Annotated in this window: 22 protein-coding genes; 8 read left to right on the forward strand and 14 right to left on the reverse strand. The window is 56.0% G+C overall.

The features are described 5' to 3' along the window. Positions 1–49 precede the first annotated feature (49 nt). The gene (locus tag KGP25_RS20685) at positions 50–304 is read right to left on the reverse strand and encodes a hypothetical protein (protein ID WP_048029030.1); all 255 of its coding nucleotides are present in this window, start codon (positions 302–304) and stop codon (positions 50–52) included. 125 nt (positions 305–429) lie between these two features. After that, the gene (locus KGP25_RS20690; RefSeq protein ID WP_069719969.1) at positions 430–1,977 is read right to left on the reverse strand and encodes a methyl-accepting chemotaxis protein; all 1,548 of its coding nucleotides are present in this window, start codon (positions 1,975–1,977) and stop codon (positions 430–432) included. Between the two features lie 550 nt (positions 1,978–2,527). On the opposite strand from KGP25_RS20690, the gene KGP25_RS20695 reads away from it, so the two are divergent. Together KGP25_RS20695 and KGP25_RS20700 are read left to right on the forward strand one after the other, a co-directional pair. Then, on the forward strand, positions 2,528–5,074 hold the full coding sequence (locus tag KGP25_RS20695) for an autotransporter domain-containing protein (protein ID WP_223539564.1): 2,547 nt from the start codon (positions 2,528–2,530) through the stop codon (positions 5,072–5,074). A 181-nt stretch (positions 5,075–5,255) separates the two neighbouring features. Then, a complete protein-coding gene (locus tag KGP25_RS20700; protein WP_126534065.1) occupies positions 5,256–6,296 on the forward strand; it encodes an aldo/keto reductase in 1,041 nt (346 codons plus the stop codon). A gap of 64 nt (positions 6,297–6,360) precedes the next feature. Here the strand turns inward: KGP25_RS20700 and KGP25_RS20705 are convergent, their stop codons facing one another. After that, a complete protein-coding gene (locus KGP25_RS20705) occupies positions 6,361–6,849 on the reverse strand; it encodes a TIGR00645 family protein (RefSeq protein WP_008499805.1) in 489 nt (162 codons plus the stop codon). An 82-nt stretch (positions 6,850–6,931) separates the two neighbouring features. Then, the gene (locus KGP25_RS20710) at positions 6,932–7,435 is read right to left on the reverse strand and encodes an RNA helicase (RefSeq protein WP_223539565.1); all 504 of its coding nucleotides are present in this window, start codon (positions 7,433–7,435) and stop codon (positions 6,932–6,934) included. A gap of 103 nt (positions 7,436–7,538) precedes the next feature. On the opposite strand from KGP25_RS20710, the gene KGP25_RS20715 reads away from it, so the two are divergent. Together KGP25_RS20715 and KGP25_RS20720 are read left to right on the forward strand one after the other, a co-directional pair. After that, positions 7,539–7,943: a hypothetical protein gene (locus tag KGP25_RS20715; protein WP_008499807.1), complete on the forward strand. Its 405-nt coding sequence runs from the start codon at positions 7,539–7,541 to the stop codon at positions 7,941–7,943. Between the two features lies 1 nt (position 7,944). Then, positions 7,945–8,391 (forward strand): hypothetical protein, encoded by a 447-nt coding sequence (locus tag KGP25_RS20720; RefSeq protein ID WP_045909962.1) that lies wholly within the window; start codon positions 7,945–7,947, stop codon positions 8,389–8,391. On the opposite strand, the gene KGP25_RS20725 is transcribed toward KGP25_RS20720, so the two are convergent. The 3 genes from KGP25_RS20725 to exbB all read right to left on the reverse strand — a co-directional run bounded on the left by KGP25_RS20725 (position 8,388) and on the right by exbB (position 11,275). Continuing rightward, entirely contained in the window at positions 8,388–9,839 is a 1,452-nt protein-coding gene (locus KGP25_RS20725) for a methyl-accepting chemotaxis protein (RefSeq protein ID WP_045909963.1), read from the reverse strand. The two genes, KGP25_RS20720 and KGP25_RS20725, sit on opposite strands and share 4 nt — an antisense overlap. A gap of 274 nt (positions 9,840–10,113) precedes the next feature. Next, complete coding sequence (gene exbD / locus KGP25_RS20730; protein WP_045909964.1) at positions 10,114–10,539, reverse strand: TonB system transport protein ExbD; 426 nt, start codon at positions 10,537–10,539, stop codon at positions 10,114–10,116. A 4-nt stretch (positions 10,540–10,543) separates the two neighbouring features. Further along, entirely contained in the window at positions 10,544–11,275 is a 732-nt protein-coding gene (gene exbB, locus KGP25_RS20735; protein ID WP_021242115.1) for a tol-pal system-associated acyl-CoA thioesterase, read from the reverse strand. Between the two features lie 251 nt (positions 11,276–11,526). On the opposite strand from exbB, the gene metC reads away from it, so the two are divergent. Both metC and yghB read left to right on the forward strand, forming a co-directional pair. Further along, the gene (gene metC, locus KGP25_RS20740; protein WP_045909965.1) at positions 11,527–12,714 is read left to right on the forward strand and encodes a cystathionine beta-lyase; all 1,188 of its coding nucleotides are present in this window, start codon (positions 11,527–11,529) and stop codon (positions 12,712–12,714) included. A 143-nt stretch (positions 12,715–12,857) separates the two neighbouring features. Beyond that, positions 12,858–13,517 (forward strand): DedA family general envelope maintenance protein YghB, encoded by a 660-nt coding sequence (gene yghB, locus KGP25_RS20745; protein WP_024906512.1) that lies wholly within the window; start codon positions 12,858–12,860, stop codon positions 13,515–13,517. Positions 13,518–13,565: 48 nt separating this feature from the next. Here yghB and KGP25_RS20750 read toward each other — a convergent pair whose 3' ends face one another. Beyond that, positions 13,566–14,465: an AraC family transcriptional regulator gene (locus tag KGP25_RS20750; protein WP_045909966.1), complete on the reverse strand. Its 900-nt coding sequence runs from the start codon at positions 14,463–14,465 to the stop codon at positions 13,566–13,568. A 194-nt stretch (positions 14,466–14,659) separates the two neighbouring features. On the opposite strand from KGP25_RS20750, the gene yqhD reads away from it, so the two are divergent. Beyond that, positions 14,660–15,823 carry an alcohol dehydrogenase gene (gene yqhD / locus KGP25_RS20755; RefSeq protein ID WP_024906510.1) on the forward strand — a complete coding sequence of 388 codons (1,164 nt, stop codon included), beginning with the start codon at positions 14,660–14,662 and terminating at the stop codon, positions 15,821–15,823. Between the two features lie 105 nt (positions 15,824–15,928). Further along, positions 15,929–16,756 (forward strand): 2,5-didehydrogluconate reductase DkgA, encoded by an 828-nt coding sequence (gene dkgA, locus KGP25_RS20760; RefSeq protein ID WP_045909968.1) that lies wholly within the window; start codon positions 15,929–15,931, stop codon positions 16,754–16,756. A 41-nt stretch (positions 16,757–16,797) separates the two neighbouring features. Here dkgA and KGP25_RS20765 read toward each other — a convergent pair whose 3' ends face one another. From KGP25_RS20765 to KGP25_RS20790, 6 genes are all read right to left on the reverse strand, one after another. Continuing rightward, positions 16,798–17,199 (reverse strand): carboxypeptidase-like regulatory domain-containing protein, encoded by a 402-nt coding sequence (locus tag KGP25_RS20765; RefSeq protein WP_025912494.1) that lies wholly within the window; start codon positions 17,197–17,199, stop codon positions 16,798–16,800. Positions 17,200–17,314: 115 nt separating this feature from the next. Then, positions 17,315–19,489, reverse strand: a complete 2,175-nt coding sequence (locus KGP25_RS20770; RefSeq protein ID WP_045909970.1) for a YgiQ family radical SAM protein — start codon at positions 19,487–19,489, stop codon at positions 17,315–17,317. Positions 19,490–19,640: 151 nt separating this feature from the next. Beyond that, complete coding sequence (gene ftsP, locus KGP25_RS20775) at positions 19,641–21,053, reverse strand: cell division protein FtsP (protein ID WP_045909971.1); 1,413 nt, start codon at positions 21,051–21,053, stop codon at positions 19,641–19,643. A 58-nt stretch (positions 21,054–21,111) separates the two neighbouring features. Beyond that, complete coding sequence (gene plsC / locus KGP25_RS20780; RefSeq protein ID WP_024906505.1) at positions 21,112–21,849, reverse strand: 1-acylglycerol-3-phosphate O-acyltransferase; 738 nt, start codon at positions 21,847–21,849, stop codon at positions 21,112–21,114. A gap of 163 nt (positions 21,850–22,012) precedes the next feature. Beyond that, entirely contained in the window at positions 22,013–24,271 is a 2,259-nt protein-coding gene (parC, locus tag KGP25_RS20785) for a DNA topoisomerase IV subunit A (RefSeq protein WP_045909972.1), read from the reverse strand. A gap of 118 nt (positions 24,272–24,389) precedes the next feature. Further along, positions 24,390–24,791, reverse strand: a complete 402-nt coding sequence (locus KGP25_RS20790) for a NirD/YgiW/YdeI family stress tolerance protein (RefSeq protein ID WP_045334456.1) — start codon at positions 24,789–24,791, stop codon at positions 24,390–24,392. Positions 24,792–24,838 lie beyond the last annotated feature (47 nt).

Consider the following 24,838-nt stretch of genomic DNA (forward strand, 5'->3'; position numbering starts at 1 on the left):
TTTAAAAAGGCGGCAAGAAATACGCTTGCATGCCGCCTTACCTGTTATGTTAATACTTAATATCCCGCGCTTTTTGCCGTCCGGCCTGTTTCATCTGACGCTTGTCCTGGCGGCAGTCGTGATTACTCTGGTTATTGTTCGCCACGCAGGTCTGCTTCACCTGCCGTGACGCATCGCGGGTTTCCTGCCTGACATCACGCGCTACGCGCCGTTCTTGCGCCTGCTGGGTCGCACTGGCGGAAACCGAGAAAAGCGTCAGAAAAATGAGAGAAAGGACAGGGATAAAAGATAACGATCTGTTCATAGCAACACCTCGTAGAAGAGAGCCCAGAACGTCAGGGGTTAGCAAAAGAATAGCAGTTTCAGCGCCGCTGAATGAGGAAGGCATTAATAATATAAGGCCGCACAAGGCGGCCTTATCACGTTGCGTTATGCCGTCAGGCGGAACTTCTGCACCGAGCGCTGAAGATCTTCGGTCTGACGCTCCAGCGCCGCCGCCGCCGCGGAAACCTCCTCCACCAGCGAGGCGTTTTGCTGGGTAACACCGTCCATCTGGGTAATGGCAATTCCGACCTGCGAAATACCCTTACTCTGCTCCTCAGAGGCCGAGGCAATTTGCTTCATAATGGTCGTCACTTCCGTCACGTCCCGCAAAATCGCATCCATGGTGGTGCCGGTATCGCCCACCAGCTTCGCCCCCTGCTCGACGCGGGACACGGAGTCAGTAATCAGCCCTTCAATCTCTTTTGCCGCATTGGCGCTGCGGCTTGCCAGGTTGCGAACTTCGCCTGCGACGACGGCAAAGCCTCGGCCCTGTTCACCCGCGCGCGCCGCTTCAACCGCCGCGTTGAGTGCCAGAATATTAGTCTGGAAGGCAATGCTGTTAATGACGTTGGTGATTTCAGCAATTTTCTTCGAGCTTTCCGAAATACCGCTCATGGTGGTCACCACCTCTTCCACCAGCGAGCCACCGCGGCTGGCGGTGGTTGAGGCCACATCGGCCAGCTGGCTTGCCTGGCGCGCACTCTCCGCGTTCAGTTTCACCGTGGCGGTCAGTTGCTCCATGCTGGCAGCCGTCTCTTCCAGCGCCGCCGCCTGCTCTTCGGTACGGGAGGAGAGATCGTTGTTACCGCTGGAAATCTCCGTCGCGCCGCGCCAGATATTTTCACTGCCGGAGCGGATCGTGCTGACCGCTTCGCGCAGGCTGTCCTGCATGGCGCTCAGCAGCGGCACCAGTTGGCCCACGCAGTTGCGGCCGAACGGCTCGATGGGCTGGCTGAGATCGCCCTGGGCGATCTGGCGGAACTGCTGGCGAATGCGATCCAGCGGTTTAACCAGCATCGCCACCAGGTAACGGTCGGTGAAGAGCAGGATCAGCAGGCCGACGATCGTGGCGATGATAATCACCGTGCGGGTCATGCTGGTCAGGCCGTCCACCACCACGCGGGTACTGTCGAGCGACTTCGCGGCAGCATTGTTGAACTCTTCAGCCGCCGCACCGAACGCGCGGCTCAGCGGTGGGGTGACGTTGTTGGCCTGCTGACGATAGCCGTCCAGCGCGCCCAGTTTCGCCTGCTGCATTTGCGGCGTCACGCCCTGTTCGAGCAGCGCCTGCCAGGCACCGATCACCCGTGAAGAGACCTGCTCATCCATTGGGCCTGGAGAAATGGCTTTCATCTCGGCCAGCTTCTTGCCCATGTTATCCAGCGCCTGCTGGGCAGAGGCCAGATCCGGCGTGCCGCCTGCGGCTTTGACTTCCATTGCGCGGCTCAGGCGGGTCACAAAGCGGAAATACTGATCGTTCCCCTGGCTGAGCACCGTCATCTGCTTGACCAGCTGGCGGTCCACCTCGTTGCCATCTGAAACGCGAGACAGGGACCAGGTGCTGTACAAGCCAACACCCGCCCACATTACACAAAAGATCCCGAGAATCGTCAGCATGACGAAACGGATCGTGAAATTACGGAGCATATTCATAAGTCTTCCTTGCCGTGAGGGTGAATTCGCCCAGAGGCGAGTCTTACCCTCGTTATCGGCAGAAACTGGCGAAGTTATACTATTTCGCGCGTAATTTTATAAAAATCTTCACTACCCTGCCGTTCGCTGGAGAAGGATAATCGCCGCGGGGTAAATCTAACTGCACAATACATGTTTCCATATTTCAGCAGCCGTCAAAATGTAAAACAGGCAAACAGTTAATTAACCTCATAATCCGAAAGGGTTAATATCCCGGTGAATAAAAAGGTCAAAGAACCGCACGACCGGTCAAGAAACCCTTTAATTTGTATGCAAATCATTCAAAAATATTTATCTCATGAATTAATTCAAATTTATTAATTAGATTTAATTATTTAAACGTCAATTATTGCTCGATATATATCTTTAGATTTCATTACATCCTTAGTTGCTAGGAAAGTTCTTATTTTAAATAAATTCAATTAAAAATAGCCGGACAATTTTCGACTCATCCAGAGAACTTAAAATGCGCAAATTAATGAATCGTACGTTGCTTTCGCAATGTGTCTTAGTGGCTTTAACGTCATTTGGTGCCCAGGCTGCCGTCACTCCCGCTACGCCCTGTCAGCCTGGCGTGACGTCGCAGACCTGCGGCTTATCGAAATATAAAGATAATAGTTTCTATGAAGATCCCGGCGTGACTAATGCCATTATGGCCGACGCCAACGCAAATAATATCTTTATGGATGGAAGCCGTGAATCAGGGGATACCCAATCATTAACCGTTTCTGGTACCGACATGTCCGGCCATTATATTCAGGGCAGCAACGGGGGGACGGCTAATATTACGGTGAATAACGGCGCCACCGTCGATATGATCGAAGTGGGCAATACCGGTGCAACCACCAATACGACGGTAACCATCGATGACGCCACGCTGAATGGCGAAAATGACGCCGGAAGCTACGAGGGCAAGAAAGCCTATATGATGGGTTCCGCCATTTACCTCGACCCCATGGATAAAGGTTACCACACCGTCAACGTTGAGGACGGCAGCATGCTGCACGGCAGTATTCTCAGTGCCGGAGCCGGTGCACAAAATATTGCCATCAGCAACAGCACGATGGATAAAGGTGGTATTTACGCGGGTAGCGATAAATCTGATACCAATATTACGCTGACTAACGCTTCCGTGGATGCCTCGCAGAGCGAAATCGCGCAGAACATCGACACGCTGGCGGTAAAACTGAGCGAATACAAGCCCTTCAGCGACATCAACCTGGATGCTTTTGGCGATGTCGCCATCGCGATGTACGGAACGAAGGCTGATTCGCTGGCGCTGAATAACAGCACGGTCACCGGCGACATTGGGGCCTTTAACGAAAACGGCACCACGCTGATTTCACTGACCAATAACAGCGTGGTAAATGGCAATGTGACCGTCGATGGTAACTCCGCAAATTCCGTTCTGGTGGATAACAGCACCGTGAATGGCGAGATAAATACCAGCCAGAATACGGGCAATAGCACAATTACGCTGCAGAACAACGCAACCGTCAACGGTGATATTACAACGGGTGCAGGTGATGATACGGTCGTGCTGACCAATGATTCACATGTCAATGGCAATGTTAACGGTGGTGACGGCAACGATACTCTGTCAATGGATGCGGGCAGCTCCATATCCGGACAAATAAGCCAGTTTGAAACGGTAAATACCACCAGCGATAACAGCATTGCCATTGATAAAATTAACGATGCAACCAACTGGAGTTTGCAAAACGGTTCAACCCTGATTGCCAGCACCACCGGCAGCAATGCGCTGGTTACCATGAGCACCGACAGCTACGTGAATTTCGGTAATATTACCGGCGCAAATAACGCCGTGGTGGTGAACAGCATTACGCCGTCAGCGCAAAATCAGCAGGGGATAGTCCTGGGGACCTTCACCACGTCGGGCAGCAGTGCGCCGCAGAATTATGCAGCAGCCACGTTTACCAACGGCGACCAGACCGTGGAGAACCGTAGCGGCGCATATAACTACAACAACAGTCTGAATATTGTTGCAGCCGACAGCGTGCCTCAGGCTCAGCTGACTGCAGATAATAGCCAGAGCTGGAATATTGAATTTAATAGCCAGAAGGGCAACCTTGCGAGCGACGTTCAGGGGCTGGTAGCCGGCCTGGATGCAGCGGAACAGGCCGGGCATCAGGTAGCGGATGACATCAGCAACCACATGAACCAGGTGCATCTGGCAAACCTGCTGGGAGAACAGCAGGACGGTGCGCAGGTCTGGGGCGATTTCCTTTATCAAAACGGTAATTTCAGCAACGACGTCGACTATAAAAGCATCACTCAGGGTGCACAGGGCGGCGTAGACTGGACGGCGCATCTGGACAACGGCGACAGCGTCACCGGCGGTATCGCGCTGGCATGGACGCGCAGCCGCGTGCAGGACACCAGCGACGGCGCGGATAGCTTCAAAGACAGCGTTTACGGTAACTACTACAGCCTGTATGGCGGCTGGCAGCAGGCGCTGAACGGCCGAACCTGGGGTCTGTTTGCTGACGGCAGCTTCAGCTACGGCGATATGCGTTACTCGCTGTCTGCCAACAACGTGACGGGCGATACCAGCGGCATGACGGAAGCGCTGCACGGCTCCACCGATGGCAGTCTGTATCTGACGCAGGCCCGCACCGGGGTGAACGTGTTGCTGCCAGGCGAAACGCTGCTGCAACCCTACGCCACTCTTGGCTGGGATCAAACCAAAGCGAACGGCTTCTCTGACAGCGAAGTCACCTTTGCCGACAGCCAGGTCTCTTCCTGGAACGGCGGCGCGGGCGTGAGGCTCACCACCACCCTTCGCGATCTGAACAAAAACGTGAAGGTGATGCCGTGGATCGACGCGCGCTTCCAGAAAGAGTTCAGCGATAACACCGACATTCAGGCGGCGGATTATCACAATACCGCCGGTCACAACAACACCATGGGCATCTTTGGGGCAGGCATCAACGCCACCATCGCCCATAACTTCACCCTGACCACTGGCGTCTATGTCGGTACTGGCGATGTGGATAACGATGCCAGCGTACAGGCGGGGATGAGCTATAGCTTCTGATAGTCGTCTGATTGCCCGGTGACCTGCGTGTACCGGGCAGTGCAGGGCTCAATGTCTGACGCATCCCGGGGAAAATTGCTGGCAGGGAGTTCTGCCATCGCTTCTCCCCGGGATTTGTGTTTTGATAAGGACAGAATGAAAACGACGTTTCAAAAAATTATCGATAAGAAAAGGAGACATCATGTCCTGGTACCCTGCCCCTGACCGCTACGAGAATATGCAGTACCGCCACTGTGGCAAGAGTGGCCTGCGCCTGCCCGCGCTGTCGCTGGGACTGTGGCACAGCTTCGGTCACGTCCAGCCTCTTGAAACCCAGCGGGCGCTGCTGCGCAAAGCCTTCGACCTCGGCATCACCCATTTCGATCTGGCCAATAACTACGGACCTCCGGCGGGTAGCGCGGAAGAGAATTTCGGCCGCCTGCTGCGGGAGGACTTTGCCGCGTACCGCGACGAGCTGGTTATCTCCACCAAGGCCGGTTACGACATGTGGCCGGGGCCATATGGTTCGGGCGGGTCACGCAAATATCTGCTCGCCAGCCTCGATCAGAGCCTGAAGCGCCTGGGCGTCGAATACGTGGATATTTTCTATTCCCACCGCGTGGATGAAAACACGCCGATGGAAGAGACAGCCTCTGCGCTGGCACAGGCGGTGCAGAGTGGGAAAGCGCTGTATGTGGGCATTTCCTCCTACTCAACCGGGCGCACGCAAAAAATGGCCGAGCTGCTGCGCGAGTGGAAGATCCCTCTGCTGATCCACCAGCCGTCCTATAACCTGCTCAACCGCTGGGTCGATAAGACCGGTTTGCTGGATGCGCTGGCAGCAAACGGGACCGGGTGTATCGCCTTTACCCCGCTGGCGCAGGGGCTGCTGACCGGAAAATACCTGAACGGTATTCCTGAAGATTCTCGCATGCAGCGTGAAGGCAAGAAAGTCCGCGGTCTGAACGAAAAAATGCTGACCGAAGCCAACCTGAACAGCCTGCGTTTGCTGAGTGAGATGGCGCAGGCGCGGGGTCAGACCATGGCGCAGATGGCGTTGAGCTGGTTGCTGAAAGACGCGCGCGTGACGTCAGTGCTGATTGGCGCAAGCCGCCCGGAACAGATTGAGGAGAACGTTCGGGCGCTGGATAACCTGCACTTTACTGAGGACGAACTCAAGCGGATTGACCAGCATGTTGCGGATGGAGAGTTGAATCTGTGGCAGGCGTCGTCGGATAAATAAGGCCGCACAGAGCAGTCCCCTCTCCCCTTTGGGGAGAGGGTTAGAGTGATGGGTAAGGTGTACTTTACTTCTTACTGATCTTATCCAGATACCCCATCACAAACGCAGACAGCACAAACGTCAGATGGATAATGACATACCACATCAGTTTGTTATCCGGCACGTTCTTCGCGTCCATAAACACGCGTAACAGGTGGATAGAAGAGATCGCCACAATCGACGCGGCCACTTTATTCTTCAGCGACGAGGCATCCATTTTGCCCAACCAACTGAGCTTCTCTTTACGCTCGTCGATATCCAGCTGGGAGACAAAATTCTCGTAGCCGGAAAACATCACCATCACCAGCAGTCCGCCCACCAGGGTCATATCCACCAGCGACAGCAGAACCAGTATCAAATCCGCCTCGGCAATAGAAAAAATGTTCGGCAGAACGTGCAGGATTTCCTGAAAGAACTTAATCGTCAGCGCGATAAGCGCCAGCGAAAGGCCAAAATAGACGGGGGCCAGTATCCAGCGAGAGGCGTACATGGCGTTTTCAAAAAAGCGTTCCATAAAGTCCTGTTTGCAAAAGAAACCAGCGCCCAGTATATCCCAATGGCGCTGACTGTTTGCAATAACTCACCAGTCTGGTGACTCAGACGTTGTCGGGGTTAACTTCCGGACGGGCATACTCCGGCCAGACCAGCACCACCAGCTCCGGGTAGGCTTCCAGGCTGAACTCACGAAAACACTGACGCAAATTTAATACGTCCAGATCGGAATATGAGACCTTCTCGCCGTTAAGGCAGCGTTTTTTGATATTGTCATAATATTTATACACGGCTGAATTCAGGTCGCTACAGCGACGCTGTGCCTCAAACAGTCCTGGCGTGTCATTAATTTCCGACATTTTCATGCGTTTAATTGTCGCGTGTAAAAAGTCGATATATTCATGGTTCACCCGCCAGTACCAGACAGGCGTAGCGGAGTTCATCAATACAGAGAAATGGTCTTCTCCTTCCTCTTTTGTCATGAGTTCCGGTTGCGGCGGTTCACTGGCGTCTTTCGACACTTTCGTTTTATTGAACTCCTGCATCAATAAAAGCACACCAGCGGTCAGTAATAGTAATGTGATGACCGTAAAAAAGATGCTGTTCATGGGTAGGCTCCATTTTTTTTGATTTTAAATTTGCCTCATGATATTGTCAACGAATCTCACGCCTTTACCAACCCCACCCTGTTGAAATTAAAGGAAATTAAAAATGCTGCCCGACTATCTCGTCCCGGCTAAGTACCACATTACGCCTGTGGAACAGCAACCGACGGAAGCAGAAAAAGAGGTCAGTTTCACTCAGGGGAAAAGAAAGCTCTCTGATTTCGAGCCTGATATATTAATTGGTGTTTCCCGCACCGGCAAATCCCGTAATATGTTGCTGGAAGAGCACGATCGCCATATTAAAGACCGCTTATTTCGCGCCATAAAAATTGAAGCCTTCGTCCACCTGCTGAACGATCTGCAGGCCGAAGGAGAAATAGATGCCCAGAAACTAAGTCAAATATTGGCCGAAAAGACCAAAGAAATTAACGAAGCGGGCAATGAAATTTGGCTTAACTTAATTACGCGCGAAAAAAACAACCCAATCTTTTATAGCCTGGGGGAGGATTAACGTGAAGGAAGTTAAAAACAACGACGTTTATTTGACTTTAGATGATAAGAAAAGTGATGAATTTATCTTAAAGCAAAATCTCGATGCGCTGCGAAACACAAAAAATGACGAGATGACGCGTATTACCCAGGACCTGGTATCGATCCCGGCAACGCTGGTGCGGCTGAAATGGCAGAATCGCCGTGAAATTTATCCGCTACAGGTCAAAGAAGAAATTTACGGTGCCGTGATGAACGCCATCATGGAACAGCGGCCAGAGCTGAAAGAGAAGCTTCTGGGTCGCCTCGAGGCCAATTACCAGTATCTGCTTGCCAGAGAAATCGCCACTCTGCGCCTGACGCGCAAACTGTCAGACGGTGAGTACCGTACCTCAAACGTCACCTGCGTTGCGCTTGATGAGGACGCGCTGGCGTCTGGCGCCAGCGCCCCTTCCGAACCGCAACGCTAATTAAATCTGAATACGGCAATCGCCTCTTTTAACTGCCCCGTCTGCTGCCGCTGCGCTTCAGCCACCTGCAGCGTTTGCGCTACGTGACGCACGTTCTCCTGCACGCTGGCATCGATGCTGGCAATACTGTCGTTCATCTGCGCAATGCTCGCCCGCTGCTGCTCGCTCATCTGCGACAGTTCCTCCAGAAGCGAGCGGAGCCCTTCAATGCTCTCAATGATCGACTTCATTGTCATACCGGCCTGCTCAACCTGCTCGACGCCCTGCAGCGTGGTTGCCTGCGATGCGGTCAGCAGCTGGCGAATGTCTTTTGCAGCCCCCTCGCTGCGCTGGGCCAGCACGCGCACTTCCGAGGCAACTACTGCGAAGCCTTTGCCATGTTCCCCCGCTCTGGCAGCCTCGACCGAGGCGTTGAGCGACAGGATATTGGTCTGGAACGCAATCCCGTCGATCAGCTCCAGAATGGCGTAAATGCGCTGCGACTCCTCGCGAATGTGCTCCATCGCCGCAATCGCCTGCCGTACGTTATGGCCTCCCTGCTCCGCCACATTACTGGTACTGAACGCCACCTCCCGAACCTGGCGGGCTTTTTCACTGGTCAGGGTAGCGACAGCCCTCAGTTGTTCCATCGCACTGGCCGCCGTCGCCAGCGAACTTGCCTGGTGATCGGTACGTTCCGACAGCGCGCTGTTGCGTTGTCCTAACGCGCGGGATGCCTCCAGCAGTTGCCCAATATTGGCGCTGACCTGCTCAAGCGTGGCGCGCATGGTGCCCAGCGTCAGGCTGAACGTGCGGGCAAAGGGAGACTCTGCGGGTGCCGCATCGACGGCCAGCGTGAGGTACCCCGGTTCGCGGTTGATCACCCCCGCCAGCCTTGCCACCTCGCTCGCCGAGCGGGCGTCCTGCTCCATACGAATCGCCAGCAGAACCAGGATCGCGGTCTGGACCACCACAAACAGCCCGTGGAAAACCACCATATGAAAGCCGGTGTGCATGAACACCACGACGCCGTACAGGTCGTTTTCCTGCAGATAGTTGAACACCAGGTGATGTAATGCGATGACCGCCGCCCCCATCACCAGCGGGCGCCAGTCTCGCCAGGCAAGGAGCGCGGAAAGCAGGACGAAAACCGAGAAATGGTATTCGGTTTCACCTTCGCCCAGATGAATCAGCAGCGCGGAAAATGCCATTAGCACAAACGCAGAGCTCAGGCGGAGCAACAGCGCGCCGGGGAACACCATCGTCAGCAGCGTCGATAAACAGGCCAGAGAGGTGCCGACAATCGCCCCCTGTATGATGTTTTCGTTGATATAGCCCACGCCCAGCGAGATGGCCCACAGCGACCAGATGAGCACCAGTATTAGCCTGTCGGCGCGTCGTCGAATGGCAGAAAGCGAAAACAGATCGTTTTGAGGCGCGTGCGGATACAGCCATGTCATCGTAGCCATAGGGAGTCTCTTGCTGTGCAGGTGAAAAGATCCTTCGAAGAAGGACTGTTTTTATTATCTTTTTTTAAGCGTAGTGGGGATGTTCCACGACGCCATTTCAGCAAAAGATATATTTTAATGGCGCAGCCGAATACTGATATTTACTTAACTATCAATACATTATTAACGTTGGCTTTATTGATAAAGAAATATGAAGAATGGGGATATACAGCAGAAAATAATAACGATGTTGCGTGGCAGAAAACAAAAAAGCTGGCTTTCGCCAGCTTTCGTTCTATTTTTTGGCCGCTTTCTCTTCGCCGACCAGCCCAATCTTCAGGTAACCCGCCTGATGCAGCGTGTCCATTACCTTCATCATGGTTTCATAATCCACGGTTTTATCCGCACGGAAGAAGACCGTAGTGTCTTTCTTACCGCCGGTAAGCTGATCCAGCGCCGGGATGACAGAGTCGGCCGTTACCGGGTCATTGCCAAGGAACATGGATTTATCGGCCTTCACGGACAGATAGACAGGCTTTTCCGGACGCGGCTGCGGCTGGCTGGACGAGGCCGGAAGATTCACCTTCACGTCGACCGTGGCCAGCGGCGCGGCCACCATGAAGATAATCAGCAGAACCAGCATGACATCGATAAACGGCGTCACGTTGATCTCATGCATTTCGCCGTTATCGTCCAGATTTTCGTTTAGACGCATCGCCATAATATCAACCCACGCGCAGTTTGGACGCCGCGTGCACCGGCTTAACGGCGCTGGCATTCAGGTCGAGATCGCGACTCTGCAGCAACAGTACCTGCGCGGCAACGTCACCGAGCGTCGCTTTGTAGCTGCCAATCATGCGCGCGAAGATGTTGTAGATAACCACCGCCGGAATCGCCGCGACCAGACCAATCGCCGTCGCCAGCAGCGCTTCTGCGATACCCGGGGCCACAACCGCCAGGTTGGTGGTTTGAGTCTGCGCGATACCGATAAAGCTGTTCATGATGCCCCAGACCGTACCGAACAGACCGATAAACGGTGAGATCGCGCCGATCGTCGCCAGATAACCATTACCGCGCCCCATGTGTCGGCCAACGGCCGCCACGCGACGCTCCAGACGGAAACCGGTACGTTCTTTGATGCCTTCGTTATCTTCACTGCCCGCGGAGAGTTCCAGCTCGTTCTGTGCTTCATTCACGAGCAGGGTAGTCAGGCTTTTCGCGTGGAAGGATGAGGTCATATCTGAAGCCTGATCCAGAGAGCGGGCTTCTGCCAGCTGTTGCTGTTCCCGCTTGAGGCGACGCTTCTGCGAAAGCAACTCGGCGCTCTTACTGAAGAAGATAGCCCAGGTGACAACGGACGCCAGAATCAGGCCGATCATCACAATCTTAACCACGATGTCAGCATGCTGATACATGCCCCAAACGGAGAGATCCGCCTGCATCAAATTATTACCCACTCTGTATCTCCAGGACGCAAATCACAAAATCTGAACGTAATAATATCAAAACGTCGTCGAATTGATAGTAGTTCTCATTAGTATTTGCATAGTGCCGCAATTTTCGTTCACTTTCCTTGCGCTTACGCAGTAAAAATTTCTTATGCGGTTTTTTGCTAATATTTTCTGCTTATTCGATAAGCCTGCGGGTGCAGTTTTTTCCAATCGTGGTAGTCTGGACGTCCAGACGTATAAAAACAGGGTTAGCGAACATGACAACGAAGCATCTTGATACCACGCTGGTACAGGCAGGACGCAGCAAAAAATATACCCAGGGATCGGTTAACAGCGTGATTCAACGCGCCTCCTCGCTGGTGTTTGACACCGTTGAGGAGAAAAAAATCGCCACGCGCAACCGCGCAAAAGGCGGGCTGTTTTATGGCCGTCGCGGCACGCTAACCCATTTTTCTCTGCAGGAAGCGATGTGCGAGCTGGAAGGCGGTGCAGGCTGCGCGCTGTTCCCGTGCGGGGCGGCGGCGGTCGCCAATACCATTCTGGCGTTTGTGGAACAGGGCGATCACATCCTGATGACCAACACCGCCTACGAGCCCAGCCAGGACTTCTGTACCAAAATCCTCAGCAAGCTCGGCGTGACGACCGGCTGGTTCGACCCGCTGATTGGTGAAGGTATTGCCGAACTTATTCAGCCAAACACGCGCATTGTGTTCCTGGAATCGCCGGGGTCACTCACCATGGAAGTCCACGACGTGCCGGCTATCGTGAAGGCCGTGCGCAGTAAAGCGCCAGAGGCGATCGTTATGATCGACAACACCTGGGCGGCAGGCGTGCTGTTCAAAGCGCTGGACTTCGACATTGATATTTCGATTCAGGCGGCGACGAAGTACCTGATTGGCCACTCTGACGGGATGATTGGCACCGCGGTCTCCAACGCGCGCTGCTGGGATCAACTGCGTGAAAATGCCTACCTGATGGGCCAGATGGTGGATGCCGACACGGCCTACATGACCAGCCGCGGACTTCGCACGCTGGGCGTTCGCCTGCGTCAGCACCATGAAAGCAGTCTGACGGTGGCCGAATGGCTGGCGCAGCATCCGCAGGTTGAGCGCGTGAATCATCCCGCGCTACCCGGCAGTAAAGGCCATGAATTCTGGCAGCGTGACTTTACAGGTAGCAGCGGGTTGTTCTCGTTCGTGCTGAAAAAACGGCTGAATAATGACGAGCTGGCAAGCTATCTGGATAATTTTACCCTCTTCAGCATGGCCTACTCGTGGGGCGGTTTTGAATCCCTGATCCTGGCTAACCAGCCGGAACAGATTGCGGCCCTGCGCCCCGGTGGCGACGTGGACTTCAGCGGTACCCTGATTCGACTGCATATTGGTTTAGAAAATGTTGACGATCTGATTGCGGATTTAGCAGCAGGGTTCGAGCGTATCGTGTAGAGTGCTGGCTGAAAATGTACTCCCTGGACGCTTTTGTGGACACCGCAAGCGGAAAAGTCTGCATGAGTTGCGCCCGGGATCAAACCCGACGGGCGAATAAGGGAGTACAATAGCGCTATATCTGCTGTTCCACAGGAAAGTCCATGGCTGTTATTCAAGATATTATCGCGGCGCTCTGGCACCACGATTTTGCCGCGCTGGCGGATCCTCACGTCGTCGGTATCGTCTATTTCGTGATGTTCGCAACTCTGTTTCTGGAAAATGGATTACTGCCAGCCTCGTTTTTACCCGGTGACAGCCTGCTTTTACTTGCCGGGGCGTTAATCGGTAAAGGCGTCATGGACTTCACACCAACGATGGTTATCCTGACCTCCGCTGCCAGCCTGGGCTGCTGGCTGAGCTATCTGCAGGGCCGCTGGCTGGGGAACACGCGCGTCGTCAAAAGCTGGCTGGCGCAGCTGCCGCATAAATATCATCAGCGCGCGACCTGCATGTTTGACCGGCACGGCCTGCTGGCGCTGCTGGCCGGGCGTTTCCTCGCGTTCGTTCGCACCCTTCTGCCGACGATGGCGGGCATTTCCGGTCTGTCGAACCGCCGCTTCCAGTTCTTCAACTGGCTGAGCGCCCTGCTGTGGGTTGGCGTGGTCACAACGCTCGGCTACGCGCTGAATATGATCCCCTTCGTGAAACACCACGAAGATCAGGTGATGACCTTCCTAATGGTGCTGCCGATGTTCCTGCTGGTGGCGGGTCTGGTGGGAACCATCGCGGTGGTGATTAAGAAGAAGTACTGCAGCGCATAATTCAACAAAGCCGGGTGGCGCTATCGCTTACCCGGCCTACGTTTTTCGTCAGACTCCCTGCATCGTTCTTATACGTGACGCATCCTCTCCCGGCGTGACGCCGAAATAGCGCTTAAACTCCCGACTGAACTGCGAGGCACTTTCATAGCCCACCCGCATCGCCGCCGCGCTGGCCTTCATGCCGTCGTGGATCATCAGCATCCGCGCCTTATGCAGCCGGTAGGTTTTGAGGTACTGCAGCGGCGAAGTGCTGGTCACCGATTTAAAGTTATGGTGAAACGCCGAGACGCTCATGTTCGCTTCCGCCGCCAGCTGGTCGACGCTGAGGTTTTCCGTGTACTGGCTTTCGATACGCTTGAGCACGCGGCTTATCAGGCTGAAGTGGGTCTGTCGGCTCACCAGAGCGAGTAACGCGCCACCGCCCGGGCCCAGCAGCACGTGGTAGAGAATCTCGCGGACGATCTGCTTGCCCAGAATGCGCGCGTCCAGCGGCCTCTCCATCACATCCAGCAGACGCTCAATGGCGCAGAGGATCTCTTCCGACAGCGTCGCCGAGTTAATCCCGCTTGAGGCCATCGAAGGCTGGAAGAGTTCATCTTCGCCAATCTCCATCAGCAGCTCCTGCAGCTGAAGGATGTCGACATTGACGCGAATACCCGCCAGCGGAACCGCCTCTGTCGCGAAGGTTTCACATTCAAAGGGTAAAGGTACCGTCAGAAGCAGATATTCATTGGTGTCGTAGCGGAACACGCGCTCGTTGATATAGCCAATTTTATGGCCCGAGAAGAGAAAAACGATGCCCGGCTGGTACATGACCGGCGTGCGTGTCCCCGGCTGCGTACCATAGAGCAGGCGAATGTCCGGCAGCAGCTCGCTGGCACGATTTTCATTATCTATCAATCTCTTAATCTGCACAGTGAGCTGCTGGCAGATAGCCTCACGGTTCATCTTGCGTTACTCCGGGTGCGGTTTTCGACGTTGACAGTGTGCGTTGTTTTCCGCGCTTTCTCCAGCGCTCTGTAGAAATGGGCAAGACATCGGCAGGAATGTGCATTGAGGGCGTAGCCCCGGATCGCCACAATGAGCAGCATCAGGTCGCCCTCTGCGCACCACGGTTTTTCACCCACTAAAGGGAACGAGCAATGAACAACTTTAATCTCCACACCCCAACCCGCATTCTGTTTGGTAAAGACGCTATCGCTGACCTGCGCGCACAGATCCCTGCTGACGCCCGCGTGCTGATCACCTACGGTGGCGGCAGCGTGAAAAAAACCGGCGTGCTGGATCAGGTTTACAGCGCGCTGGACGGTCTGGACGTGCGTGAGTTCGGCGGCATTGAGCCAAACCCGTCCTACGAAACGCTGATGAATGCGGTAAAAATCGCCCGCGAAGAAAACATCACCTTCCTGCTGGCGGTCGGCGGCGGCTCCGTGCTGGACGGTACCAAATTCATCGCCGCTGCGGCGCACTACGCTGACGGCATCGATCCGTGGCACATTCTGGAAACCCGCGGCAGCGACATCAAAAGCGCCATCCCGATGGGATCCGTGCTGACCCTGCCAGCGACGGGTTCTGAATCCAATAAGGGCGCGGTGATCTCCCGTAAAACCACCGGTGACAAGCAGGCCTTCATGAACGAACACGTTCAGCCAGTGTTCGCCATTCTGGATCCGGTTTACACCTACACCCTGCCAGCGCGTCAGGTGGCGAACGGCGTGGTCGATGCCTTTGTACATACCGTTGAGCAGTACGTCACGTATCCGGTGAATGCCAAAATTCAGGATCGCTTCGCGGAAGGCATTCTGCTGACGCTCGTCGAAGAGGGTCCGAAAGCGCTGAAAGAGCCGGAAAACTACGACGTTCGCGCCAACGTGATGTGGGCGGCTACACAGGCGCTGAATGGCCTGATCGGCGCTGGCGTGCCGCAGGACTGGGCAACCCATATGCTGGGCCACGAGCTGACGGCGATGCACGGTCTGGATCATGCGCAGACGCTGGCCGTTGTGCTGCCTGCACTGTGGAACGAAAAACGCGACACCAAACGCGCCAAGCTGCTGCAGTACGCCGAGCGCGTGTGGAACATTACCGAGGGTTCTGACGACGCGCGCATTGATGCTGCCATCGAAGCAACCCGCAGCTTCTTTGAAGGTCTGGGCGTGCCAACGCGTCTGTCTGGCTACGGCCTGGACGGCAGCTCCATCCCAGCCCTGCTGGCGAAACTCGAAGAGCACGGCATGACCCATCTGGGCGAGCACGGCGACATCACGCTGGACGTCAGCCGTCGTATTTACGAGGCGGCACGCTAAGCGTTTTTGTCCCCCCGACTTTCGTTTTTTGACATTTCGTCCAGACTTAATGCACACCCCATCGCCGGAGTCTCCCTCCGGCGATGCGCACCTGAAGGAGGAAAAATGGCAAACCAAACCGTAATCAAGCTGCAGGACGGCAACGTGATGCCCCAGTTGGGGCTAGGTGTATGGAAAGCCGGTAACGACGAGGTCGTCTCCGCCATTCATAAAGCCCTGGAAGTCGGCTACCGGTCGATTGACACCGCCGCCGCGTACAAAAACGAGGACGGCGTAGGTACCGCACTGGCCAGCGCCGGTGTCCCTCGCGATGAGTTGTTCATCACCACGAAACTGTGGAATGACGATCAAAAGCGTCCCCGCGAAGCCCTGCAGGAGAGCCTGGAGAAACTCCAGCTCGATTTCGTCGACCTGTATCTGATGCACTGGCCGGTTCCGGCCATCGACCATTACGTTGATGCCTGGAAAGGGATGATTGAACTGCAGAAAGAGGGGCTGGTGAAAAGTATCGGCGTCTGTAACTTCCAGGTTCATCACCTGCAGCGGCTGATTGACGAGACGGGCGTCGCGCCCGTCATTAACCAGATCGAGCTGCACCCGCTGCTGCAGCAGCGGCAGCTTCATGCCTGGAACGCCACGCACAAAATCCAGACCGAGTCCTGGAGTCCGCTGGCGCAGGGTGGCCAGGGCGTGTTCGATCAAAAAATTATCCGTGAACTGGCGGATAAATACGGCAAAAGCCCGGCGCAAATCGTCATTCGCTGGCATCTGGACAACGGCCTGGTGGTGATCCCGAAATCGGTCACGCCATCGCGCATCGCCGAGAACTTCGACGTCTGGGATTTCCGGCTGGACAAAGATGAGCTGGGCGAGATTGCGAAGCTGGATAAGGGCAAGCGTTTAGGGCCTGACCCGGATCAGTTTGGCGGATAATACTTAAAACGAGCCCGGTCTTCCGCCGGGCTCGTTTTAATTTATAAACCGGACTGACATCTCGCTTCTCCGGGAAGATCAGGTAATGTGCAAATAACGTTGTACGCTTTCCCTTCCAGTTTATGTGGCCCACCGAGACCGCCGCCTACTTCTGCACCATATTCCTTTCCGTTGACGCTTATCTGGAGCGGGGTGTGATAAATCCAGTCCATCGGACCTATTGGCAGAAAAAAGATCCACTCATGCTGGCTCTGAAAAGCAAAACGACCGTTGTCGTCAGAAAGCGTTTGCTCCCTCTCTAATGTTATTTTAGCGCCCGGGACTGGCTTACCTGCGCTGTCGATTAGACGTCCTTCCACTTCTGGCTGTGTCTGGCGGTGCATTACACAACCGCATAACGTAAGGCCAATCAGCATCGCTCCTGTTAACTTCCTAATTTTCATTTTGGGCCTCCTACCCTTATGCAGAAAAAAGCCGGGTGGCGGCTGCGCCTTACCCGGCCTACGCGCTGACCTGTAGGCCCGGTAAGCGCCAGCGCCACCGGGCTTTGTTACAGGTTTAACCGATCTTACGTTTTACGTTCTTCTTCATTCCCGCTCCACCGTTCGAACGCTGATGCACAATTGGCGTGTGCTTGGTCAGCGCCGGGCGCGTATTGCGGTTCTGGCGACGCGCTTCGCGCATCTCCTCCAGCGTCGGGGCCGGTACCAGACAGTCGCGGCGCGAGCCGATCAGATGTTTTTTACCCATCTCTTCCAGCGCCTGGCGGATCAGCGGCCAGTTTTTCGGATCGTGGTAACGCAGCAGCGCCTTGTGCAGACGACGCTGTTTGTCCCCTTTCGGCACCACCACCTCTTCACTCTTGTAGCCAATCTTACTCAGCGGGTTCTTGCCGGTGTAATACATGGTCGTCGAGTTGGCGAGCGGTGACGGATAGAAGTTCTGCACCTGATCCAGGCGGAAGCGGCGCTGCTTCAGCCACAGCGCCAGGTTGACCATGTCCTCATCACGCGTGCCCGGGTGCGCGGAGATGAAGTACGGGATCAGATACTGCTCTTTGCCCGCCTGCTTCGAGTAGGTATCGAACAGTTCTTTAAAGCGGTCGTAGCTGCCCATGCCCGGCTTCATCATCTTCGACAGCGGGCCTTCTTCGGTATGCTCCGGCGCAATCTTCAGATAGCCGCCGACGTGGTGCGTCGCCAGCTCTTTGATGTAGCGCGGATCTTCCACGGCAATGTCATAACGTACCCCGGACGCGATGAGGATCTTCTTGATGCCCTTCAGATCGCGCGCGCGTCGGTAGAGGTTAATCGTTGGCTCGTGGTTGGTATCCATGTGCTCGCAAATGCTCGGATAGACGCAGGAGAGACGGCGGCAGGTTTGCTCCGCGCGCGGCGACTTGCAGCGCAGCATATACATGTTCGCGGTTGGACCGCCAAGATCGGAAATCACGCCGGTAAAGCCCGGTACGGTGTCGCGAATGGCTTCGATCTCGTTGATGATCGACTCTTCCGAACGGCTCTGAATGATGCGCCCCTCGTGCTCGGTAATGGAGCAGAAGGAGCACCCGCCGAAGCAGCCGCGCATGATGTTGATCGAGAAGCGGATCATCTCATACGCCGGGATACGGGCGTTGCCGTACGCCGGGTGCGGCACGCGCTTGTACGGCAGCGCAAAGACGCTGTCCATCTCTTCGGTGGAGAGCGGGATGGCCGGCGGGTTGATCCAGATAAAGCGCTCGCCGTGCTTCTGCATCAGCGCGCGGGCGCAGCCCGGGTTGGTTTCATGGTGCAGAATACGGGACGCATGGGCGTAGAGCACCTTATCGGCTTTCACCTTCTCATAGGACGGCAGCAGCACGTAGGTCTTTTCCCACGGCTTCGGGCGCGGCGGCTGCACGACGATAGCCTTCGCTTCCGCTTTCTTTGGCTCTACCGGTTTGTTATCGGCACACGGCAGATCGTCGCCATACGGGTGTGGGATCGGGTCGATTTTGCCCGGCATATCGATGATGCGGGAATCCACGCCGCGCCAGCCCGGCAGCGCCTCTTTTACCATGATCGCGGTATTGCGCACATCGCGGATGCTGCTCACCGGCTCGCCCTGCGACAGACGGTGCGCCACTTCCACCAGAGGACGCTCGCCGTTTCCGTAAATCAGCATGTCGGCTTTGGAATCCACCAGCACCGAGCGGCGCACGGTATCAGACCAGTAATCGTAGTGCGCGGTACGGCGCAGGCTCGCTTCGATGCCGCCCAGGATCACCGGGACGTCTTTCCAGGCTTCTTTGCAGCGCTGGGTATAGACCAGGGTCGCGCGATCCGGACGTTTGCCCGCCACGTTATCCGGCGTGTAGGCGTCGTCATGACGCAGCTTACGGTCGGCGGTATAGCGGTTGATCATCGAGTCCATGTTGCCTGCGGTCACGCCGAAGAACAGGTTGGGTTTACCCAGACGCATAAAGTCGTCTTTGCTGTTCCAGTCAGGCTGGGAGATGATCCCCACGCGGAAGCCCTGCGCTTCAAGCATACGGCCACAGATGGCCATGCCGAAGCTCGGGTGGTCAACATAGGCATCGCCCGTGACCAGAATGATGTCGCAGCTGTCCCAGCCCAGTTGGTCCATCTCTTCCCGGGACATCGGCAGGAACGGCGCCGGTCCAAAGCAGGCCGCCCAGTACTGGGGCCAGGAGAAGAGGTCACGATCCGGCTGGATCAGGGAAATTGCGCTCATAATGCTTCCGAAGAAAAAATAGACAAAAGGGCGGGGATTATACGCTGGATCATTGTGGGAAATGAAGGGGTATTTATTGCCCGGTGGCGCTACGCTTACCGGGCCTGGGGGGCTGTAGGTCGGGTAAGGCGAAGCCGCCACCCGACTCGTTTTACGGCGCCGGGTTGACCAGCATTTGCCCAACCGACCCCCTGTCCATCATCTCCAGCGTCTGGCTGTGGAACAGGAACGGGAAGTGCGGCCACGAAGGCTGGCCGTAGTAGACGAGCAGTTCCACCTGACCGTCCACCCAGACGGTATCTTTCCAGCCGCGATCTTCCGGGAACGGCATCGCGCCGTTGACGTTGCGGATCAGGAACGACACCCCTTCAATATGGAACGACTGCGGCATATCTGAACGCACCGTCCAGCGCTCCCAGGTGCCCTGCTGCGCGGTGATATCAATGCGGTTGACGTCCCAGAGCGCGCCGTTGATGCCCGGGTCGTCGCCCAGGCTGATATCACGGCTGCGCACCGGCGAGCCGCTCATGATCTCCTGCGGCAGCAGACGCATGGGCAGGCTATCGGTCACCAGCGGCAGCAGGCCGGTTGGACGCAGGGTCAACACCAGGGTAGAGACCAGAATGCTCGACGGTTCAAAGAACCCGCGAATACGGTCGACAATGCTGGCCGCTTCACCGCAGGTGACAGAGACTTCATCCCCGTTGGTCATATCAATGAGAATTTCGCGACGCTCACCCGGCGCGAGCGCCAGCTGTTTGACGGACACCGGCGCCGGTAAAAAGCCCTGATCGCCGGATATGACGTGCAGCGGACGGCCATCGCTCATCTGCAGCTGATAGCGGCGCGAGTTAGACGCGTTGAGCAGGCGCAGGCGCACCCAGCCACGGGACACTTCGACATACGGGCTCTGCGCGCCGTTAACCAGCAGGGTATCGCCGACGAAGCCACCGCTGCCCGGCTCGCTGTATTCCGGCGTGCCGAAATTATCCAGACGTTTGTCCTGGATGATAATCGGGAAGTCATCCACGCCGTAGTGGTTCGGGATCGGCAGGGATTTGCTGACTTCATCTTCCACCAGCCACATGCCGGCCAGGCCGTTATAGACCTGCTGCGCCGTGCGGTTAGGCGTGTTGGCGTGATACCACAGGGTTGCCGCACTCTGGCGAATCGGCAGAACGGGCGCCCAGTCGGCACTGGGTGACATCATGCGCGCCGCGCCGCCAATCAGCGGGCCAGGCACCTGCAGGCCGCTGATGGTCATGGCGACATTTTCAGGGGTACGGTTACTGTAGATGAGCTTAACGTCATCGCCATTCCACACGCGTATGGTCGGCCCAAGGTAACGTCCGTTAATGCCCCAGACCGGCGCACGCGTCCCCTGGGTAAAGGACCAGTGGCTGCGCTGCAGCGTCAGGAAAAGCGGCTGACCGCGACGGGATTCAATGAGTGGCGGAATAGGCAGCGGCTGTTGCTGCCCGGCGGCGCTGGCTGTCAGCGGCATCGCACCCGCACAAAGGGCGATCCCCGAAGCCTGAATAAACTGACGCCGACTGAGTGACATATAAGCTCCATCTGAAACGACTAACAACGCGGGAATTCGTTTTCCCTTCAACGCCGGATTAAATCTTACCGGCGGCTTCTCTCTCTGCGACTTCTTTGTCGAGCAGCGCAATATGCTCAGCCATCAGATCACGGCAGTGCGCGGCCAACTCGCGCACCTGGTCTTTACCGTATTTGCTGGTATCGACGGGTGGCAGCATTTCGACAATCACCAGCCCGTTATTCAGGCGGTTAAGATTAATCTTATTCGAAGTATTGGAAACGCACACAGGAATAATTGGAACACCTGCCGCAATTGCGGCATGAAACGCACCGGTTTTAAACGGCAGCAGGCCGCGGCCGCGGCTACGCGTCCCTTCCGGGAACATCCAGATTGAAATTTTGCGCTTTTTAAAATGATTCACCACTTCCGCAATGGTGCTGTGCGCTTTTGCACGGTTATTACGGTCGATCAGCAGGTTACCGGTAAGCCAGTAAAGCTGACCAAAAAACGGGATCCATAGCAGGCTTTTTTTGCCCACCGTCACGGTCGGTGGAAGCACGATATTAGAGGCCGTCACCATATCGTAGTTGTTCTGATGGTTGGCGATATAGATGGCGTTACCGAAATTCTCCGCCCCTTCCGGCAGACGTTTTTCAACCTTCAGACCAAACAGCGGCGCAAGGCGCCCGAACATATGGCCAAAAGTGGCGACATGCTTCGGATTACGCGGGCTGAACAGGCAATAAATAGAGCCGAAAATACAGACCAGAATGCAGTAGATAACGGTAAGAATAAGACGAACAATATATAGCATAGCGACCTCTGAAGCCCTAACAGCTGACAATTATACTTCACCTGTGGCCAGGTAAGGACTTTATTACGAGCGCGTATTGTTAATCGCAACGCACGAATTAACAACGATTTTACGGGAAATTTTATTGAAATTCCCCCTCCGGACAGAGGGGGATATCACGACATTACTCTTCGCTGTCACCCGCAGCGCTGCGTGCAGGAGAGTCTATCTCCACGCGATCGATACGCTGCAGACCGCGCATCAGCGAACCGCGGCGACCGCGCTCACCCACCACCTTCTGCAGCTCTTCCGGACGAAGCTTGATTTTGCGCTTGCCGACGTGAATGGTCAGCGTGCTCTGCGGCGGCAGCAGGAAGAGGTGCGCCAGGCCATCTTCGCCTTTCGCGGCCTCCGCCGACGGGATGTTGATGATCTTGTTGCCCTTGCCTTTTGACAGCTCAGGCAGATCGCTGACCGGGAACATCAGCATGCGTCCGGCGGTGGTGATCGCCAGCAGCATGTCGCTTTCGTTCTCGATCACCAGCGGTGCCATCACGTGAGCGTTGTCCGGCAGGCTAATCAGCGCCTTACCGGCACGGTTGCGGGAAACCAGATCGTTGAAGGTACAGATAAAGCCGTAGCCCGCATCAGACGCCAGCAGCAACTTCTGGTCATCGGCTTCCATCAGCATATGGTCAACCGTCGCGCCCGGCGGCAGCGTTAGCTTACCAGTAAGCGGCTCGCCCTGCCCACGCGCGGAAGGCAGCGTGATCGGGTCAATGGCGTAGCTGCGCCCGGTGGAGTCGATAAACGCCACCGGCTGGTTGCTCTTGCCTTTCACCGCCGCTTTGAAGCTGTCGCCCGCTTTGTAGCTGAGCCCCGGCGCGTCGATATCGTGGCCTTTGGCGCTGCGCACCCAGCCGCTCTGCGACAGGACAATGGTCACCGGCTCGGACGGCTGCATGTCGTGCTCGTTCATCGCCTTCGCTTCTTCGCGCTCGTGCAGCGGAGAACGACGGTCGTCGCCAAACGCGTCGGCATCGGCCTGCAGCTCTTTCTTCAGCAGGGTGTTCATCTTGCGTTCGGACGCGAGGATCGCCTGCAGCTGATCGCGCTCTTTTTCCAGCTCGTTCTGCTCGCCGCGGATCTTCATCTCTTCCAGTTTGGCGAGATGACGCAGCTTCAGCTCAAGGATCGCTTCGGCCTGGGTTTCGCTGATGCCAAAGCGCGACATCAGCGCAGGCTTCGGCTCGTCCTCGGTACGGATGATCTCAATCACCTCGTCGATATTGAGGAACGCCACCAGCAAACCTTCAAGGATATGCAGGCGCTTAAGCACTTTCTCGAGACGATGGTTCAGACGACGGCGTACCGTATCGCGGCGGAATGTCAGCCATTCGGTGAGGATCTCCAGCAGGTTTTTCACCGCCGGGCGTCCGTCGAGGCCGATCATGTTCAGGTTGATGCGGTAGCTTTTTTCCAGATCGGTGGTGGCAAACAGGTGGTTCATCACCTGCTCCATGTCCACGCGGTTGGAGCGCGGCACGATCACCAGACGGGTCGGGTTCTCGTGGTCCGATTCGTCGCGCAGGTCGTCGACCATCGGCAGCTTTTTATTGCGCATCTGGGAGGCGATCTGCTCCAGCACTTTGGCACCGGAAACCTGATGCGGCAGCGCGGTGATGACCACGGCGCCGTCTTCTTTATTCCACACCGCACGCATGCGCACGGAGCCGCGACCGTTCTGGTAGATTTTGCGGATTTCCGCACGCGAGGTGATGATTTCGGCTTCGGTCGGGAAATCCGGACCCTGCACGATATCCAGCAGATCGTCGAGCGAGGCTTTCGGCTGCTCAATCAGGGTGATGGCGGCTTTCGCCACTTCACGCAGGTTGTGCGGCGGAATGTCCGTCGCCATACCGACCGCAATCCCGGTGGTGCCGTTCAGCAGGATGTTCGGCAAACGCGCAGGCAGCATCTTCGGCTCCTGCAGCGTACCGTCGAAGTTCGGTACCCAGTCAACGGTCCCCTGCCCCAGCTCGCCCAGCAGCACTTCGGCATATTTAGAGAGGCGGGATTCGGTATAACGCATCGCCGCGAAGGATTTCGGATCGTCCGGCGCACCCCAGTTCCCCTGACCATCCACCAGCGGGTAGCGGTAAGAGAACGGCTGGGCCATCAGCACCATCGCTTCATAACAGGCGCTGTCGCCGTGCGGATGGTATTTACCCAGCACGTCACCGACGGTACGGGCGGATTTCTTGAACTTGGCGGTGGCGTTCAGCCCCAGTTCGGACATCGCATACACGATGCGGCGCTGAACGGGCTTCAGGCCATCCCCGATAAACGGCAACGCCCTGTCCATGATGACGTACATGGAGTAGTTCAGGTAGGCGTTTTCCGTGAATTCATGTAGCGCGAGGCGCTCTGCCATATCGCTCATTACGTGTGATTCCTCAACTCAGAAACCGAAGGGTTTCAGGCAATATTGCCGCAGATACTACCCTATCTGACGAGTTGAGTCACAAAGAAAAAGGGCCGCTTATGCGGCCCTTTCCGGGTTATTTGTTCAGCTTAATGACCTGCTTCACGTCGATTTCAAAATCGTTCCACTCTTTATCGACCTTGCCCTGGATTTCCACTTTATCCTGAGGGCTGACGGTCACGCCGTTCCAGCGCTTGTGGTCAATTTCCACGTTCACCGTGCCGGTCTCATCGCGGAAGGTGTAGCGGTCATCGGACAGGCGCTGGGTGATGTTCCCGCGCAGCTTCACCCAGCTGTCGTCCTTCATCTCTTTGACCTTCACCGCGGTGGTGAGGTTGGCGTCGTTATCGACAAAACCGCCTGCCTGCGTTTGGGTCTGGGTCTGTGCGGCAGACGGGCCGTTAAATCCGCCCTGCGCGGCAAAAACGGGGGCAGTGGTCATCATCATGATGGCGGCAATAGCAGCGAATTTTTTCATATTAACTCTCCCTTTAATCTGGTTTCGCAGTCCATTAAACAGGGTAA

Source organism: Enterobacter sp. JBIWA003, from assembly GCF_019968825.1.
GTDB lineage: Bacteria > Pseudomonadota > Gammaproteobacteria > Enterobacterales > Enterobacteriaceae > Enterobacter > Enterobacter quasiroggenkampii.